11 protein-coding genes are annotated in these 17767 nt (G+C 69.0%); 8 read left to right on the forward strand and 3 right to left on the reverse strand.

The genetic code is table 11. The features are described 5' to 3' along the window. The 7 genes from GSQ95_RS21640 to GSQ95_RS21670 form a co-directional block, all read left to right on the forward strand. Positions 1-533 (forward strand): methyl-accepting chemotaxis protein (locus GSQ95_RS21640; RefSeq protein WP_256664681.1); only part of this gene is annotated, 533 nt, incomplete at its 5' end. 2 nt (positions 534-535) lie between these two features. Continuing rightward, complete coding sequence (locus tag GSQ95_RS21645) at positions 536-991, forward strand: chemotaxis protein CheW (protein WP_158892322.1); 456 nt, start codon at positions 536-538, stop codon at positions 989-991. Further along, complete coding sequence (locus GSQ95_RS21650; protein ID WP_158892320.1) at positions 988-2235, forward strand: protein-glutamate O-methyltransferase CheR; 1248 nt, start codon at positions 988-990, stop codon at positions 2233-2235. The genes GSQ95_RS21645 and GSQ95_RS21650 overlap by 4 nt, the downstream gene beginning before the upstream one ends. Further along, a complete protein-coding gene (locus GSQ95_RS21655) occupies positions 2232-2759 on the forward strand; it encodes a chemotaxis protein CheW (protein ID WP_158892318.1) in 528 nt (175 codons plus the stop codon). The genes GSQ95_RS21650 and GSQ95_RS21655 overlap by 4 nt, the downstream gene beginning before the upstream one ends. Next, the gene (locus tag GSQ95_RS21660) at positions 2756-4942 is read left to right on the forward strand and encodes a hybrid sensor histidine kinase/response regulator (protein ID WP_158892316.1); all 2187 of its coding nucleotides are present in this window, start codon (positions 2756-2758) and stop codon (positions 4940-4942) included. Before GSQ95_RS21655 ends, GSQ95_RS21660 begins: the two co-directional genes overlap by 4 nt. Further along, positions 4939-5976 (forward strand): chemotaxis-specific protein-glutamate methyltransferase CheB, encoded by a 1038-nt coding sequence (gene cheB, locus GSQ95_RS21665; protein WP_158892314.1) that lies wholly within the window; start codon positions 4939-4941, stop codon positions 5974-5976. The genes GSQ95_RS21660 and cheB overlap by 4 nt, the downstream gene beginning before the upstream one ends. Positions 5977-6072: 96 nt before the next feature. After that, positions 6073-7119, forward strand: coding sequence for a diguanylate cyclase (locus tag GSQ95_RS21670; protein ID WP_158973898.1), 1047 nt, complete (start codon positions 6073-6075; stop codon positions 7117-7119). Here the strand turns inward: GSQ95_RS21670 and GSQ95_RS21675 are convergent. Together GSQ95_RS21675 and GSQ95_RS21680 are read right to left on the reverse strand one after the other, a co-directional pair. Further along, the gene (locus GSQ95_RS21675) at positions 7116-8030 is read right to left on the reverse strand and encodes a diguanylate cyclase domain-containing protein (RefSeq protein WP_158897119.1); all 915 of its coding nucleotides are present in this window, start codon (positions 8028-8030) and stop codon (positions 7116-7118) included. The genes GSQ95_RS21670 and GSQ95_RS21675 overlap by 4 nt on opposite strands. Before the next feature lie 6 nt (positions 8031-8036). Continuing rightward, complete coding sequence (locus GSQ95_RS21680; protein WP_158897118.1) at positions 8037-14642, reverse strand: response regulator; 6606 nt, start codon at positions 14640-14642, stop codon at positions 8037-8039. Positions 14643-14812: 170 nt separating this feature from the next. On the opposite strand from GSQ95_RS21680, the gene GSQ95_RS21685 reads away from it, so the two are divergent. After that, positions 14813-16918, forward strand: coding sequence for an NAD(P)-binding protein (locus GSQ95_RS21685; protein ID WP_158897117.1), 2106 nt, complete (start codon positions 14813-14815; stop codon positions 16916-16918). Here GSQ95_RS21685 and GSQ95_RS21690 read toward each other — a convergent pair. Beyond that, positions 16844-17758: a hypothetical protein gene (locus GSQ95_RS21690; protein WP_256664682.1), complete on the reverse strand. Its 915-nt coding sequence runs from the start codon at positions 17756-17758 to the stop codon at positions 16844-16846. The two genes, GSQ95_RS21685 and GSQ95_RS21690, sit on opposite strands and share 75 nt — an antisense overlap. Positions 17759-17767 lie beyond the last annotated feature (9 nt).

Raw genomic sequence — 17767 nt, forward strand, 5'->3', positions numbered from 1 at the left:
AATCCAGCCACATCAACAAGGTGCTGACCACCATCACCAAGGTGGCCGACCAGACCAACCTGCTGTCACTCAACGCCGCCATCGAGGCGGAAAAGGCCGGTGAGGCGGGCCGCGGCTTCTCGGTGGTGGCCACCGAGATCCGCCGGCTGTCCGACCAGACCACCGCGGCCACCGACGACATCGAGCAGATGCTCAAGGACATGAATTCCGCGGTCTCCGCCAGCGTCATGGGCATGGACAAGTTTTCCGAGGAGATCCGCCGCAGCGTGCAGGAGGTGGCCAGCGTCAGCGATCAACTGGCCGGGGTGATCGAGGACGTGCAGAAGTTGCCGGCGCGGTTCGACATCGTCCTGGAGGGCATGCAGTCCCAGGCGGTGGGTGCCGGCCAGATCGCCGAGACCATCACCCAGCTCAACGACAGCACCCAGCAGACCACCGAGGCGCTCAAGGCCACCAGCGAGGCGGTCCAGTATCTGCAACAGGCAGCCCAGGACCTGCAGAGCAGCGTCGCCACCTTCTCGGTCACCCGTTGACCATGCAGATCCTGATCTTCCAGCTGGCCGATGCTGCGGCGGCCCTGCCGACGACGGCGATCCGCCAGGTGCTGCCCCTGTTGCAACTCACCCGCTTTCCTGCTGCGCCGGCGGGCGTCGCCGGCCTGATGAACCTGCACGGCGCGGCGATCCCGGTGGTCGATGTCACCGCCATGAGCGGCGGCCCGGGTGCCCGGGCGCGCCAGGACACCCGCATCCTGCTGGTGGATTTCACCCTGCCCGATGGCCACAGCCGGCCGCTCGGCCTGGTGGTGGAAGGCGTCGCCGGCGTACGCCGGATCTCCGCCAGCGTGCCGCGACCGGCGGGCGTCCGCCTGCCCGACTATCCCTGGCTCGGCGAGGTGCTGGAGACGCCCGAGGGCCTCTGGCTGTGGCTGGAGCCGGATCGCCTGCTATCACCAGCCCTGGCCGCCCTGCTGTTCCAGGAGGCCGCGTGAAGCTCGATCCCCGGCTGGCGCCCCTGGTGCGGGCGCGCACCGGCCTAACCATCGCCGACGACATGCTCGGTCGCGCCATCCGCCAGCGCCTGCGCGAGCGCCAGGAAAGCGATGCGGAGGCCTATATGGCGCGCATCCTCGACGACGAAGGCGAATTCGCCGACCTGCTGGACCTGCTGGTCATCCCCGAGACCTGGTTCTTTCGCGATCCCCAGGCCATCGCCCACGCCGCCCGCTTCGCCCAGGAGCGCCACGCCCGCAGTAGCGCGCCGGTGCGGCTGCTCAGCCTGCCCTGCTCCACCGGGGAAGAGCCCTATACCCTGGCCATGGCGCTGTTCGATACCGGTCTGCCGGCTGCGGCCTTCGAGGTGACCGCGGTGGACATCAACGAGCCGTCCCTGGAGCGCGCCCGCCGCGGCCTCTATGGGCGCAATTCCTTTCGCGCCCGCGACCTCGGCTTTCGCGATCGCTATTTCGACCCCGAGGGCGATCGCCATCGCCTGGCCGAACGGGTGCGCAATCAGGTGCGTTTTCGCCAGGGCAACATCCTGCAGCTAGGCAGCCTGCGCGACGGCACCGCCTTCGACGTGGTGCTCTGCCGCAACCTGCTGATCTATTTCGAAGATCAGACCCAGGGCCGCGCCCTCAGTCACCTGGCCGCGCTCATGCACGACGACGGCCTGCTCTGCGTCGGCAGTTCGGAGATGGTCAGCGCCATGCGGCACGGCTTCGCCAGCCTGGGCGTGGCCCACGCCTCCGCCCTGGTCAAACGCCAGGCGGCCGCCCCCGAACAAGCGCGTCCGCCTACGCCGGCTGCGCCGCCACGGCGCAAGGCCGCACCGCGCCCACCCGCGGCGGCGAACCTGCCTGCACGCCTGCGCGCCAGCAGCACGCATTCACCTGCCCCGGCTATCCCCGTCTCCGCCGGCCCGGCGCCGCTCGAAGAAGCCCAGCGCCTGGCCGATGCCGGGCGCGGCGCCGAAGCCGAGGCGCTGTTGCGCAGCCTGCTCGAGGCGGATCGCAGCCAGGCCGGTGCCCACTTCCTGCTGGCGCTGATCCTGCCCGACGCCCGCGCCGCCGAAGCCGAGCGGGCGCTGCGCCAGGCACTCTATCTGGAGCCAGGGCACTATCCCGCCCTCTGTCGCCTGGCGCTGATCTGTGAAAGAGCCGGTCGACTCGACGAAGCCGGACGTCTGCGCGAACGGGCCGCGCGCATCCAGACCCGCGCCGGTGACGAGGCATGAGCCTGAACCGTGAACTCAGCGCCCTGGAGCGCGCCGCCTGGGCCGAGCACTATGCCGAGCCCCTGGACGATCGCCAGGCGCGCTCGGCCAGTGCGCTGGTCTTTCGCCTCGGCGCGGAATGGCTGGGGCTGCCGGGCAGTTGCCTGGTGACCGCCACCGAACCCACCGCCGTGCACCGCGTCCCGCATCGGCGCTCGCCACTGCTGCGCGGCATCGTCCCGGTGCGCGGTCAGCTGCAGCCCTGCATCGCCCTGGAGCTGCTGCTGGCGGTGGCGCCGGCTGAACAGACCCGCGGCTTTCCGCGGCTGTTGCTGCTGCATGTCGGGCGCCGCGACTGGGCGGTGCAGGTAGACGAGGTGCTGGGCCTGCAGCGCTATGCCCCTGGCGAGGTGCGGCCGCCGCCAGCCATCCTGGGCGGCGACTTGCTCAGCTACCTGGGCAGCGTCTATCGCGAAGGCGCGCACCAGGTCGGCCTGCTCGATCTGCCGCGGCTGGAGCGGGCCCTGGAAGAGGCGCTGCGATGAGTCAGCCACCGCGCGACGTGCGCGAGATGTCGCTCTACGATCTCTTCGCCAGCGAGGTGCAGAGTCACCTGCAGGCGCTGGATGCCGGGCTGTTGCGGCTGGAGCGCGACCCCAGCGACACCGGGGTGATCGAGCCGATGATGCGCGCGGCCCATTCCATCAAGGGCGCGGCGCGCATCGTCGACCTCGACGGCCTGGTGGAGCTGGCCCACGCCATGGAGGACTGCCTGGTCGCGGTCCAGGCCGGACGTCGCCAGCTTGGCCCGGCGGATATCGATCGGCTGTTTCGCTGCGTCGACGTCCTCGGCGAGGTCAGTCGCCTGGACGAGGCCGCCAGCCAGCGCTGGCAGCGCGAACAGCGAGATAGCCAGCGGGCGCTGGCGCAGGCGCTGAGCGCTGGCGTGGGCGCTCCGCTGCCAGCGGCCGCGGTCGCCCCGCAGGAGCCGGCACCGGCACCTGCCGCACCCGAAGAACCAACGCCCGATGCCGAGCGCGGCCGGGACCCGCTGCGGGTGGACAGCGGTCGCTTCAACCAGATTCTCGCCCTCACCAGCGAAGCCCGGGTGATGGGCCTTGGCCTGCATGGCCTGGTCCAGGGCTTCCAGGGCTATCGCGCGGAATTGCAGGGCCTGTTCGGTCAGGTCCAGGCGGTCAGCAGCGAAGTGCGTCAGCGCCAGGAAGGCCTGCTCGATCGCTATCAGCAGCAACTGCAGGCCCTGGAAGCCTACGAGCGGCGCCTGCTCGGGGTCTGCCGGGGGCTGCTGGACGAGGTACTGGGGGTGCGCATGCGCCCGCTGCGCGATGCCGTCCAGGGCTTTCCGCGGCTGGTGCGCGACCTGGCCCGGGGCCTGGACAAGGATGCCGTGCTGCAGGTGGACGGCGCCGACACCCTGATCGATCGAGAGGTGCTGGCGCGCCTGGAAAGCCCGCTCAATCACCTCCTGCGCAACGCCGTCGACCACGGCCTGGAAACCCCGGCCGAACGCCGCGCCCTGGGCAAGCCCGAGTGCGGGCAGATCCGCCTGGAGGCCCGCCATGTCGCCGGGCGCCTGCAGGTCAGCCTGCACGATGACGGCCGCGGCCTGGACCTGGAACGCATCCGCGCCGCGGTCATCGCCCGGCGCCTGAGTCCGGCGCTGGTGGCCGCCGAGTTGAGCCCGGCGGAGTTGCTGGAGTTTCTGCTGCTGCCCGGCTTCAGTCTCAAGGAGACGGTGACCGAGCTGTCCGGTCGCGGGGTGGGTCTGGACGTGGTGGCCGACGCCATTCGCGCCCTCGATGGCGAGGTGCGCCTGGAAACCCGGCCGGGGCTGGGCTTCAGTACCCGCCTGCTGGTACCAGTCAGTCGCTCCATCGTCCGGGCGCTGATCGTCGACATCGCCGGCGAGGCCTATGCCCTGCCGGTCAATCGCATCGAGCGGGTGCTGCGCCTGGACCCGGCCGAGGTGCACTCGCTGGAGGGCAAGGCCTTCTTCCTGCTCGGCGAGGATCGCCTGGGGCTGGTCGCGGCGCATCAGTTGCTGGAACTGGACGGCGCGCCGCCCAGCGGCGATCTCGCCGTGCTGGTGATCGGCGGCGGCGAGCGGCGCTACGGGCTGGTGGTGGATCGCCTGCGCGGCGAACAGGGCCTGGCGCTCAAGCCGCTGGACGAGATCTTCGGCAAGCTGCGCTCGGTCATCGCCGGGGCGCTGCTCGACGACGGCAGTCCGGTGCTCCTGCTGGACGTCGCCGACCTGCTCACCGGCATCGAGCGGCTGCTCGGCGAGGGCCGCCTGCGGCAGGTGCAGAGCGGCGCGGCCACGGACAGCCGCAGGGTCAAGCGGATCCTGGTGGTGGACGATTCCCTCACCGTGCGCGAGATGGAGCGCAAGCTCCTTGAAGGCCAGGGTTATCAGGTGGAGGTGGCGGTGGACGGCATGGACGGCTGGAACGCCGTGCGCGCCGGTGAATTCGACATGCTGCTGTCGGACATCGACATGCCGCGCATGAACGGGATCGAGCTGGTGGAACTGGTGCGCCGCGATCCGCGTCTGCATGCCCTGCCGGTGATGATCGTCTCCTACAAGGATCGCCCGGAAGATCGGCTCAAGGGCATGCAGGCCGGTGCCGACTACTATCTGACCAAGGGCAGCTTCCACGACGACGCCCTGATCACCGCCGTGCAGGACCTCATCGGAGCGCCATGAGAATCGCCATCGTCAACGATCTGCTGCTTGCCACCGAGGCCTTGCGTCGCCTGCTGATCGGCGACGGGCGCCATACGGTCGCCTGGATCGCCCATGACGGCGAGGAAGCCGTGGCGCGCTGCGCCGAGGACCGCCCGGATCTGATCCTCATGGACCTGCAGATGCCCCGCCTGGACGGCATCGAGGCGACGCGCCGGATCATGGCGCAGTCGCCCTGCGCCATCCTCATGGTCACCGCCACCCCCGACGACTGCGAAGGGGTGTTTCGCGCCATGGGCGCCGGTGCCCTCGACGTGACCGCCACCCCGGCCTTGAGCGGTGGTGCCGATGGCGGCGCCCTGCTGCGCAAGATCGCCCGTATCGAACCCCTGGTGCGGCTGCCCGACCGGGCCACGCGCCCGCCCCAGGCCACCGCTGCCACGCCGAGCAGCGCGGCCGCGGCCACCTGCGACAGCCTGGTCGCCATCGGAGCCTCCACGGGCGGACCGGCGGCCCTGGTCAGCCTGTTCGAGGCCTGGGCGCCCACCAGGGAGGCCAGCGTGGTGCTGGTGCAACATATCGACCGCCGCTTCGCCCCCAGTTTCATCGGTTGGCTCGGCACCCAGATCGCCTGGCCGGTCACCGCCGCCCTGCCCGGCGCCCTGCCAGAGCCCGGCCAGGTCGCCGTGGCCCTGGGTGACGACCACCTGCTGCTGGATGAGCATGGCCGCTTCGCCTATACCGCCGAGCCGGTGGACTACCCCTATCGTCCGTCGGTGGATGTGTTCTTTACCCAGCTCGCCAGCCACCCGCTGCGGGCGAGCAAGGCTCTGGGTATCCTGCTGACCGGCATGGGCCGCGATGGCGCCAGCGGTCTCTATGCCCTGCGCCAGAGCGGCTGCCCGACCCTGGCCCAGGATGAGGCCAGCTGCGCCGTATACGGCATGCCTGCGGCTGCGGTTAGAATGGGCGCCGCGGAGCGTATTCTCAGCCCCGCGCAGATCGGCGCCTGGCTGCAAAGACGCTTCGGCAACGGCTCGCGTAACATGACATGAAAGGTCGCCAACAGGAGCGTTGGACGGCGCAGTGGCAGGGATTGGCCAAGAAGAGACGCGGGACGCCCGACCCCGCCCGCACAAGGACTCGCAGTAATGGCCACGCATGAGGGTAACGCCCAGGACAGCCTGAACGCACCCAAGGTGCGCCTGCTGCTGGTGGACGATCAGCTGATCATCATCGAAGCCTTGCGGCGGATGATCGCCGATCAGCCCGACATCGAGCTGCATTACTGCCTGGACGCGCACCAGGCGGTCAACATGGCCCTGCAACTCAAGCCCACGGTGGTCCTGCAGGACCTGATCATGCCCGAGATCGACGGCCTGGAAACGGTCAGGCGCTTCCGCGCCGAACCGGCGCTGCGCGACGTGCCCATCGTGGTGCTCTCCTCCAAGGAGGATCCCCAGGTCAAGGCGCAGAGCTTCGCGACCGGTGCCAACGACTATCTGGTCAAGCTGCCCGACAAGCTGGAACTGCTGGCGCGGGTGCGCTACCACTCCGAGGCCCACGTCCTGCGCGCCCAGCGCGACGAGGCCTTTCGCTTCCTGCGCGAGAGCCAGCGCCAGCTCGCCGAAGCCAATATCCAGCTGCAGAAGCTGGTGGCCATCGACAGCCTCACCGGCATCAACAACCGCCGCCATTTCGACCAGACCTACGAAGGCGAATGGCTGCGCGCCCGGCGCAACCGCCAGCCGCTGGCGCTGCTGCTGTGCGATGTCGACCACTTCAAGCGCTACAACGACACCTATGGCCATCTCAGCGGCGATCTCTGCCTGAAGAAGGTGGCGGCGGTACTCACCGAGCAACTCAAGCGCCCGGCCGATCTGGTGGCCCGCTACGGCGGCGAGGAATTCGCCATGGTGCTGCCGGAGACCGACGCCGAGGGCGCGCTCAAGGTCGCCGAAGCCTGCCGTGCCGGGGTGGAACGGCTGCAGGTGGCACACTCCGGCAGCGACCTCGGCTTCGTCACCATCTCCATCGGCGTCGGCAGCATCCAGCCGCAGAGCGGCGACGATCACGAAGCCTTCATCGAATGCACCGACCAGGCGCTGTACCAGGCCAAGGCCGAAGGCCGCAACCGGGTGCATCTGGTCAAGGGTGGCCAGGAGCTGGCGTCCCAGGGCGTTGCGCCAGACGTCTAGAAGCTGCGACTGACCAGGCGATTACGCCCTTCGGCCTTGGCCTGGTAGAGCAGGTTGTCGGCCGCCTTGAGCAGGCCGTCCGGGCTCTGTTCGGGGGTCGGATTGCAGCAGGCCAGGCCCATGCTCATGGTCAGCCAGAGACGGTCCTCCGCCAGCGGATGGGCGATACGCAATTCGGCGATGCCCTGCCGGCAGCGTTCCAGCACCGCTTCCGCCGCCGTGCGCGTAGCGCCCGGTAGCAAGAGCACGAATTCCTCTCCGCCGTAGCGCGCCAGGCAGTCCCGCTCGCGGATGCGCTGCTCCAGCACCTGGGCGACTTGCGCCAGCGCCTGATCCCCGGCGCCATGGCCGTGGGTATCGTTGTACTGCTTGAAGTAGTCGATATCGAGCATGGCGATGGCCAGGGAACCCCGCCGGCTGACCGCCAGCTGCCACTCGATCGTCAGCTGCTCGTCGAAGCGGCGGCGATTGCCCACCGCGGTCAGCGGATCCATGTGCGCCAGCTCCTCCAGCAGCCGCCGCTGGCGGGCTAGCTGCAGGTGCAGCCGCACCCGCGCCAGCACGGCCAGCGGATTGAAGGGCTTCTGGATGAAGTCGCTGGCGCCCAGTTCGAAACACTCCACCTCGCGGTGCAGGTCGTTGGCCGCGGTGATGAAGATCACCGGGATGGCGCTGGTCTCGGCGCGGCGCTTGAACAGCTGGATCAGCTGCAGGCCGTCGATGCCGGGCATCACCACGTCCAGCAGGATCAGATCCGGGTGTTCGCGGGCGGCCTTGGTCAGCGCCTGGACCCCGCTCTTGGCCAGCATGATGCGCGCCTCGTTGCGCAGCAGATCGCCGAGGACGCGCAGATTGCTCTTCTGATCGTCGACGATGAGGATCAACGGCAGGTCGGGACGACGCCCCTCCATCGGCACCTATCCCGACCGTTGTCCGGCATGCCGCACGCGCCGCAGCAGATCCGCGGTGGCATCGGCGGCGTGTTCGAACTCGACGTCGTTCACCCATTCGCGGATCCGTACCACGTCGGTGCTGTGGGGGGTGTTCACGCAGGCACGCAACAGGGTGTCGAGCACCTCCTCGGCGGCGAAATCCGAGGTCTGCAGGAGTTCGACCAGGCGTTCGAGCAGGGCTTCCAGCTCCTCGACGGCGGCCTCCTCGCCGCCCGCGACCTCGACCAGGATTTCGTCGAGCGACGCCAGGCAGCGCTCGGCCTCGTCCTGCAGACGGCGCACCTCCTCGCCAATGGGCTGGGCCAGCCGGATCCGGGTGGTCAGGCGTTGCGCCGCGTCCTGCAAGGCGCCGGCGCCGACATAGGCGGCGGTAGCCTGCAGACCGTGGGCGCACTCGAACAGCGCGGTGACATCATCGGCCGCGCGCCAGGCGGCGATCCGCCCGGGCAGTTCGGCCTGTTGCACGCGGAAATCCCGCATCAGCTGTTCATAAAGCTGGGCGCTGCCGCGCAGCAGGCGCAGCGCCGACTCGGGTTCGAGCACCGCACTGGCCCGCGCCCGCGCCAGCACGCCGACCTCCTTCACATCCACCCCCTCTTCCACCGCCTTGCGCTCGGCGCGCTGCAGCTGCTCGAGATTGGCCCAGGCGGCGATGATGCGGAACAGCTCGGCGGGATCGAGCGGCTTGACCAGGTGATCGTTCATGCCCGCATCCAGGCACCGCTCGCGATCGCCCGGCAGGCCGTTGGCGGTCATGGCAATGACCGGCAGCGCGGCCAGCGCCGGGCGGGTGCGCAATTCGCGGGTGGCCGACAGGCCGTCCAGGCGGGGCATATGGACGTCCATCAGCACCAGGTCGTAGCGCTGCCGCTCCAATTGGTCCAGCGCCGCCTGGCCATCTTCGGCCACGTCGATCAGGATGCCGCTGCCCTGCAGGAAGCCGATGACCACCTGGCGGTTGATGGCGTTGTCGTCCACCAGCAGCAGGCGAATGCCCTGCAGATCCACCACGCTCTGGCCCACCGTCGGCGCGGTCACCGGTGTCAGGCCCAGCCCGGACAGCAGTCGCTGCACGGCGGGACCGGTGACCGGTTTGTCGAGGAGTTCCAGGCCAGGCAGATCCTCGCCCAGGCTGCGCACCTCTTCCGCCTCGTAGGGCGAGGCCAGCAGGGTCAGCGCCAGCTCCGGCTGACGGAAGCGCAACTGGCGCGCCAGCGCCAGGCCATCCTCGGCGCCCAGGCGCCAGTCGACGATGGCCAGTTCGAAGACCGCCGTGGCCATGGCTGCCAGGGCCTGCTCGGTGGATTCCGCTTCCACCACCTGCATGCCCAGTTCACGCAGGCGTTGCCCCAGGGTGCGCCGGGCCAGGCCGTGGTCGTCCACCAGCAGGACCTGCCGCGGCGTCTGGCTGGGCAGTCGCTCCGGCTCGCCCACCACCGGCAGGGTCAGACGCAGGGTAAAGCAGGAGCCGCGCCCGGCTTCGCTATGGACGTCGAGGGTGCCGCCCATGAGTTCGGTGAGCTGGCGGGAGATCGCCAGGCCCAGGCCGGTACCGCCGTAGCGACGGCTGATGGAGCCATCCGCCTGGGTGAAGGGCTGGAAGAGTTGCGCCTGCTGCGCCTCGGTCAGGCCGATGCCGGTGTCTTCCACCGCCAGGCTGAAATGGGCCCGGCCCGCTTCACAGACGGCGCCGACGCGGATCAGCACATGGCCCCGCTCGGTGAACTTGACCGCATTGCTCAGCAGATTGACCAGCACCTGCTGCAGGCGCAACGGATCGCCTTCCAGCGCCAGGGGAATGTCCGGACCGCAATCCAGCACCAGTTCGACGCCCTTCTCGTGGGCCTTGATGGCGCAGAGATTGAGCGTGCGTTCGAGCACCTTGCCCAGGTTGAAGCCCAGTTGTTCGAGCTGGGTACCGCCGGCTTCGTTGCGCGAATAGTCGAGGACATCGTTGATCACCCCCAGCAGGGTCTCGCCGGAGTCGAGGATCTTGCCGACGTGGCCGCGCTGTTCGCCGGACAGCCGGGTGCCCAGGGTCAGGCGGCTGAGGCCGATCACCGCATTGAGCGGGGTGCGAATCTCGTGACTCATGGTCGCCAGGAACAGCGACTTGGCCGCTGCCGCTTCCTCGGCCCGGATGCGCGCCTGGTCCAGTTCGAGGGTGCGTTCGCCGACGCGCTGCTCCAGGGTTTCGTAGATCTGCGCGTGCTCCAGGGAGATCGCCGCCTGGGTGGCCAGGATGCCCAGCACCTGCAGCCGACCCGGGGTGAAGGCCTGGGCCAGCAGGTTGTTTTCCAGATAGAGGATGCCGATCAGGCGCCCCTGGCGCAGCACCGGCAGGCAACAGACCGACCGCGGGCGCCGCGCGCGAATGTAGGCGTCGCGGACGAAGCGGCCGGCGCGAGCGGCGTCGTCGAGGATCACCGGTTCGCGCTGACGGATCACGTGGGACACCAGGGTCAGGGGCACCTGGCCCTCGCCGGAGTCCTGCTCGTTCAGCGCCAGTGGCAGACCCTGCAGCACCTTGGGCGCGGCCGAGCCGCTGCAGACCGAGGCCTGCACCAGCCAGCGACCGCCCTCGGGCAACAGCAGCAGGCCGTGCTGGGCGCCACCCTCCTCCAGGATGATGCGCATCATCCGCGCCAGCAGCTGATCCAGCGCCAGCTCGTTGGAGATGGTCTGCAGCGACTTGAGCACCGACAGCCAGTCCAGCCGCATCATCTCGCTGGTGGCCTGGCCCTGGGTGCGCTGCACCGTCAGGGCAGTGGCCTCGGCCACGCGCAGCCAGTGGGGGAATTCGTTTTCCAGCGCCTGGGCCTTAGCCGCGGCACCCCAGTGCAGATAGCTGCGCTGGGCGTCCTGCAGGTAGGTCCGGGCGATCCGCGGACGCTGCTGTTCCAGCCAGAAGCGTCCATAGAGTTCCTCGGCCAGCGCCGCGCCCTGGCGAAAGCCGTGCAACCGCGCGGATTCCAGGGCCTGTTCGTAGAGATCCATGGCCGCTTCGACCCGGCCCTCGCGGCGGGCCCGCTCGGCGGCCACCAGGTCGCGCTTGTGGGCGAAGTTTTCCGGGCAGTGCGCCGCCCAGCCGTTCAGCCGTTTCTGGGCGACCTCGACCTTGGCCAGCGCCTCACCCGCCAGTTCGCCCTCGGCCAGCAGGATCAGCGCCTGATAGAAGGCGTGCTCGGCGATGCTGAACCAGCCGAAACTCGCCGCCAGCGAGGCTTCCATGGCTTCGGCGTGCTGCCGCGCCTGGGGCAGCCGGCGGAACAGCAGCGCCGCCTGCATCTTGTTGAAGTCGTAGTAGTTCAGGCAGAGCACATGGCCGCTGTCCTGCATCTGCCGCACCAGCGCCGCTTCGTCCTGGCCCTCTTCGTCCCAGGACTCCTGACCCGGGGTGAGCCCCTGCAGCAGACGCAGCGACTGGCGCAGGATGGTGAAGACCTCCAGGGTGTTGGGATCGCCGATGCCCAGCAGGATCCGCTCGATCTCCGCGGTTTCGCCAAGGATGTCGTCCAGCGGCGCCCCGGCGTGCTGCAGGTGCTTGAGGATGTGGAAGGCGCTGTAGGCGGTGAAGATGATCTCGCCGGTGCGCTGACCGGCGGCCAGGGCCTCGCGCAGCAGGGCGACGTTGTCCGCGAGGGGGCTCGACCAGGGACTGTTGGTCACCGCGAACATGGTGTAGACCTTGCACTTGAGCGGCAGATTGCCGGTGCGGTCGACCAGGTCGACGGCCAGGCGCCCGACCTGGTAACCCAGTTCGTAGCGACCGTGGAAGGCCGACAGCAGCGAGCCGTAGTTGGCATAGCCGAAGGGCGAAAGATCGCCATTGCCGTACTGGATCGACAGCTTGACGATGCGCATGACCGCCAGCAGGCTCATCGGCAGGTCGACGTTGATCGCCGGCCCCCAGAGCAGGCCCAGCAGGCGGATCAGCAACTGGGCACGCGGATCTTCCATGCGCGGCAGGTCGAGCAGCGCCGCCGGACTGCGCTCGGCGAGCCAGGCCTCGACCTCGGCGCTGTCGGCGCCGATGGCCTGGTTGATGGCGTCCGGCGCTTCCGGCCAGGGTTCGTCCAGCACCTGGAGGCCGGCCTTGGCCACCACCAGGGCTTCGGTGAAGCGCCCGAGGCCGCTGTAGAGGTCGATCTGCAGCGCCCGCACCCCGGCTTCCTCGAAGATGGTGAGCGCCCGTGGCAGCAGCACTTCGCAGATGCGCAGGGCTTCGTTGGCATCGCCACAGAGGTGCGCGACCTCGGCCCATTCCCGATGCAGCTGGAACAGCAGCTCATGGCGGCTCTCCCAGGCCGCATCGTCGATCAGCACGACCGCCGTGCGCAGGAATTCCTGGGCGGCGGGATAGGCATTGGCCTGGCGCGCCTTGCGCGCGGCGTCCAGATTGAGCTCCAGCAGCTGCAGCCGCTCGGCGGGCGCTTCGATCAGCGCCCGCGCCAGGTTGAGGTGATTGACCGCGTCCAGCCGCGTGGCGCTGCCTTCGGCGAGATAGAGCTGACCGGCGCGCAGGTGGACCCGCTCGCGTTCGGCGGGTGCCAGCAGCGAGTGAGCGGCATGGCGTACCTGATCGTGCAGGAAACTGTAGTGCGTGGGCGTCTGCTCCCCCGCCGGGCCGCCTTCGGGCTCGGTGAGCAGGCCTTCCTGTACCAGCGCCTGGCAGAGGCGGCGGATCGCCGCGGGCGATTCCGCCATCAGCGCGGCGAGGCGATCGCTGGAGAAATGGGTGCCCAGACAGGCTGCCCACTGCAGCAGTTGCGAGGTGCCGGCCGGCAGCTCCTTGAGCTTGCCGACCATGAAGTCGACAACATTGTCGTAGACGTCCAGGGCCTGCAGCCGGGCCAGGTCCCAGTGCCACTGACCCTGCTCGCCGTCGAACTCCAGCAGGCCTTCCTGTTGCAGACTGCGCAGCAACTGCTCGATGAAGAAGGGATTGCCGAGGGTCTTGTCGAGGCAGAGCCCGGCCAGGGCCGCCTGCTCCGCCGCCGGCGCCGGCAGCAGTTCGGCGATCAGTCGCTCGATCTCCACCCGCGACAGTGGACCCAGCGACAGGGTGCGGATCAGCGCCGCGCCGAGCAGGCGCTCCAGGGCGCTGCCGGCGAGCTGTTCTTCACGATGGGTCGCCACCAGCAGCAACGGCCCCTGATCGGTCCGCGCCAGCAGGCGCTCGATCAGACGCAGCGACGCGCTGTCGGCCCACTGCAGATCGTCCAGCCACAGCAACAGCGGTCGGGTGTCGGTGGCAAAGGCCAGCAGCAGCGCGATCACGGCTTCGTCGAAGCGTTGCTCGGCCTGGAGCGGCGGCAGTTCGGCCACCGGTGCCTGGGGCCCGAGCCAGGTGGCCAGCTCGGGCGAGACCTCGGTCAGCACCCCGGCGTTGCCGCCCAGGGCCTCGACCAGACGGTCGGCGAAGGCTTCGCCCAGACTCTGGCCGAGCTCGACCAGTTCGCGCACGGCCTGGCGCAGGGCGCCATAGGGCACGCCGTTGCCAAGGGTCTCGAACTTGCCGTGGGCGAGCAGCACCCGCTCGCCCTGGCGACGGACGAAGGCCTGCACCAGCGCCGATTTGCCCACCCCGGAACTGCCACTGACGAAGACGGCTTCGATCCGGCCCAGGGTCGCCCGGGCCAGCGCCTCTTCGAGCAAACGCAGCGGCGCGCCGCGCCCCTGCAGGGTGCGTACCGGCATCAGGCGTGCCGGCGGATCCTGCTCGCCCAGGGCGAAGGCCCCCCGCTCGCCGGCCTGATGGGCCGCCTGGCAGCGCTGCAGATCGCGCAGGATGCCGTAGCAGCCCTGGTAGCGTTCCTCGGCGGCCTTGGCCATGAGCTTGTCCACCAGCGCCGCCAGCATCGGCGGTACCGTCGGCACCCGTTCGACCAGCGAGGGCGCACGCATCGCCAGGTGCGCATGCACCAGTTCGAGGGGGTCCTGGGCGCGAAACGGCGGCTCGCCCGCGAGCATCTCGTAGAAGGTCACGCCCAGCGCATAGAAGTCGCTGCGATAGTCCTGATGGCGCCCGGTCCGCCCGCTCTGCTCCGGGGCGAGATAGGTGAGCGAGCCCTCCAGGCGGGCATCGCTGCCATGGACGGTGCCAAAGGCCGTGGCGATGCCCAGATCGGTCAGCCGCAGGCTGCCCGTGGTGCGGTTGCAGACGATGTTGCGCGGATTGAGGTCGTTGTGGGCGATGCGCAACCGGTGCAGTCGCGCCAGGGCCCGGACGATGGCCAGCGCCCAGTCGAAGAAGTCGTCCAGCGCCAGCGGTCCGCCGGCGAGCAACTCGGCGAGGTCGGTGCCGCCGATGTCTTCGAGCACCAGCACCTGGCGCCCCTGGTATTCCAGCCGTTCCAGGGCGGCGCTCACCGCGCCGCTGGCACTGGCGCGGCGGGTCAGTTCGAATTCGTGGCGCAGCCCGGCCTGGGCCTGGGGCGTGGGATAGTCGGCGGCCAGCTGCTTGAGGATCACCGGCTGACCATCGGCCAGGCGCGTGCCGCGGTAGATCAGGGCATGGCGGCTTTCGCTCACCCGCGTCTTGCAGCTGTAGCCTGGAATCCTCAACACCGCGTTCGCCTCGATCCTCGGCCGACCGGGCAATGCCTGGCCAGCGCCTCAACTATTTCCGTTGCCTTGCTAAAGTCTCAAGGGAACTTTTCGATAAAGTGATATTACCCTAGCCATCATCTGGCTTACGTCCACTGGTGCAACAATTTGCACACTTCGGAGCAATACGCATGGACGCTGTACCTTCTGTCCGCAAGATCGCCATCTTGGGTGGCGGCGTGTCCGCCGTCACCACCGCCTTTCGTCTTACTAGTGAGCCCAACTGGCAGGACCGTTACCAGATCACCCTGTACCAGCAGGGCTGGCGTCTCGGCGGCAAAGGGGCCAGCGGGCGCAATGCCACCGACCACCAGCGTATCGAGGAACATGGCATCCATGTCTGGTTCGGCTTTTACTACAACGCCTTCCACAGCCTGAGGCAGTGCTACGAGGAATTGGACCGGCCTGCCGGCGCGCCCCTGGCGACCCTCGACGAGGCCTTCTTCCCGCATTCCCATACCGCCTTCGCCGATGCCTTCCAGGGGCAGTGGACCACCTGGCCCATCGATACCCTGGCCCTGCCCGGCAAGCCCGGTGAGGGCTGGAATCCCAAACCCTTCATGGCCGCCCTCGGCGATCTGCTGGAGTGGTTGCTGCGGCTGGGCGAGGTGGACGACACCCCGGCCGCCGCCACGCCAGGCGGCCTGTTCGCTCGGCTGCGCGCGCACTGCCGGGAAGAATTGCAGGAGCTGGCACTCAAAGAGGCGGAGCAACAACTACGGCAGGCCCGCACGGCGCTGCCCGACGGCGTCGACCATCCCGTGCTGCTGGCGTTGCTGCGCAGGCTCCGCGGCCTGCTCGGCGACATCCTGCACGACCACAGCCAGACCCACGTCAAGGCCCACCGGCTGTGGCTGCTGATGGATTTCGGCCTAACCGTGCTGATCGGCATGCTCGCCGACGAGGTCTATGCCAAGGGCTTCGCGGCGCTCAACGAAGAGACCTTCCAGGCCTGGCTGAGCCGCCACGGCGCCAGCGCCGCGACCCTCGACGGCGCGGTGCTCAAGTCCCTGCACGGCGGCATCTTCGCCTATCGCGACAGCGACCTCGCCCAGCCCGACGTCGAGGCCGGCACCGTGCTGCGTGCCGCCCTGCTGGCCCTGACCACCGCCAAGGGCGCCTTCATCTGGCGCATGCAGGCCGGCATGGGCGACGTGGTTTTCGCGCCCTACTACGAGGTGCTCGCCCGCCGTGGCGTGGACTTCCGCTTCTTCCACCAGGTCACCGCCATCGAAGCCGCCGACGACGGTCAGGGGCCGCGGGTGACACGCCTGCAGATCCAGCGCCAGGTCACCCTCAAGGGCGACGCCTACCAACCACTGGTGGACGTCAAGGGCCTGCCCTGCTGGCCTTCGGCGCCGCTGTACGACCAGCTCGACGAGCAGATCGCCCGGGAGCTGCAGGCTGGCCAGATCAACCTGGAATCCAACTGGAGCGGCTGGCAGGGCGTCGAGCAGCTGGAGCTGCAGGTCGACCGCGACTTCGACGAGGTGGTGCTGGGGATCTCCGTGGCCGGCCTGGCCGACCTCGCCCCCAGCCTCTGCGCCCTGGACCCGGCGTTCGCGCGCATGAGCCGGCAGGTGGCCACCGTCGCCACCCAGGCGGTACAGCTCTGGCAGAACCGCGACGCCTGGCAACTGGGCTGGAGTGGCTCGCCTCAGGGTGGGCAGGCGCCCGAGCTGCTGGGCTTCGCCGCCCAGGCGATGGACTCCTGGGCGGATGTCAGCTACCTGGTGGACCGCGAAGACTGGTCGAGCGGCATGCCACCGGCGGACATCAGCTATTTCTGCGGGGTTTTCGCTGCCGCGGCCGCCCCGCCCATCGGTAAAAAGGATGACTATCCGCAGCAGGAGGCCGCCAAGGTGAAGCAGGCCTTCCTCGACCTCATGAACGGCAACCTGGGCGCCTACTGGCCGGCAGCCGTGACCCCGGCGGGCTATCGCTGGGACTTCCTGCTGGCGCCCACCGAGGTCCAGGGCGCGGCGCGCTTCGACTATCAATACTGGCGAGCCAACGTCGATCCCAGCGAGCGCTATGTGCAGAGCGTGGCCGGCAGCAGCCGCTATCGGCTGGCCACCGACGGCAGCGTCTGCCGCAATCTCTATCTGACCGGCGACTGGATCGACAACGGCTTCAACATGGGCTGCGTGGAGTCGGCGACCCTATCCGGCCTGCAGACCGCGCGTGCCCTGCTCGGGCACCGCGAGGTCCTGCCCGGCGAGGACGCCTTCCAGTAGCGCCACCACCTGGACCGCTGCGCGCTCGGCGCAGCGGTCCACGGCCGGCGGATAGCACGGCGCGGTGCCATCCAGGTAGTCCAGCAGCTCGGGCGCTTGGTTCCAGACCGCGGCCTCGCGGTAGAGGCGAGGCAATTCCAGCCGAATCCAGCCGTCCATGAGGCGCACGCCCAGCTCCTCGATACCCAGGCCGTGGCCCTCGATCACCTCGCGATCCGCATCGGTGAGGGGATAATGCGGCGGATAGAACTCGGCCAGGCTGACCAGCAACTTGACCGAAAAGCCACGCGGATCGCCCAGCAAGGCCCCCAGCTCGGCGAACAGCGTCGCCTCTTCCACCAGCGCCTGGGCGAACATCAGCCGGTAGAGGGTGATGTTGAGAAACAGCTGACCGACCTCATTCTCCGCCCGCGCATCCGCCTCATGCAGGGCAAAGCCGGCCAGGATGGAGGCATTGTGCGCCCGGTACCAGTGCCGCGGGGTGGGATCGGCGATGAAGGTCAGCCAGCAGCGCGTCGGATAGGGCGCCTGGTCGCCGGGCAGCCCATGCTGCGCCAGGCAGCCGGCCAGCTCGGCCAGGTAGATGAAGTGCAGATTGACGTTGCGCCACCAGGCGCTGCCGCTTACGGGATCCAGGACACCGGCCTGGATTTCCCAGTCGAGAAAGGCCAGTTCCGAGTCGCCATAGCTCAGGCCGTCGTTGTCGGTATCGCCAAAACGCTGATAGAAGTCTTCGCGCACCGCCCGCCGCCGGGCCGGGACGTTCTCGATCTGGCGACAGAGCTCGCTGGTCGCCGCGACGGCGTCTTCATAGGTGTACATGCCTTCCCTGCCCTGCATATCAAGATT

The sequence above is a fragment of the Pseudomonas sp. BAV 4579 genome (assembly GCF_009765395.1).
GTDB classification, from domain to species: Bacteria; Pseudomonadota; Gammaproteobacteria; order Pseudomonadales; family Pseudomonadaceae; genus Chryseomonas; species Chryseomonas aestiva.

Excerpts from the sequence above, each read along its gene's own strand:
- cheB (WP_158892314.1), top strand. The coding sequence starts at position 4,939 with ATGAGAATCGCCATCGTCAACGATCTGCTGCTTGCCACCGAGGCCTTG.
- GSQ95_RS21655 (WP_158892318.1), top strand. The coding sequence starts at position 2,232 with ATGAGCCTGAACCGTGAACTCAGCGCCCTGGAGCGCGCCGCCTGGGCC.
- GSQ95_RS21660 (WP_158892316.1), top strand. The coding sequence starts at position 2,756 with ATGAGTCAGCCACCGCGCGACGTGCGCGAGATGTCGCTCTACGATCTC.
- GSQ95_RS21685 (WP_158897117.1), top strand. The coding sequence starts at position 14,813 with ATGGACGCTGTACCTTCTGTCCGCAAGATCGCCATCTTGGGTGGCGGC.
- GSQ95_RS21670 (WP_158973898.1), top strand. The coding sequence starts at position 6,073 with ATGGCCACGCATGAGGGTAACGCCCAGGACAGCCTGAACGCACCCAAG.
- GSQ95_RS21645 (WP_158892322.1), top strand. The coding sequence starts at position 536 with ATGCAGATCCTGATCTTCCAGCTGGCCGATGCTGCGGCGGCCCTGCCG.
- GSQ95_RS21675 (WP_158897119.1), bottom strand. The coding sequence starts at position 8,030 with ATGGAGGGGCGTCGTCCCGACCTGCCGTTGATCCTCATCGTCGACGAT.
- GSQ95_RS21690 (WP_256664682.1), bottom strand. The coding sequence starts at position 17,758 with ATGCAGGGCAGGGAAGGCATGTACACCTATGAAGACGCCGTCGCGGCG.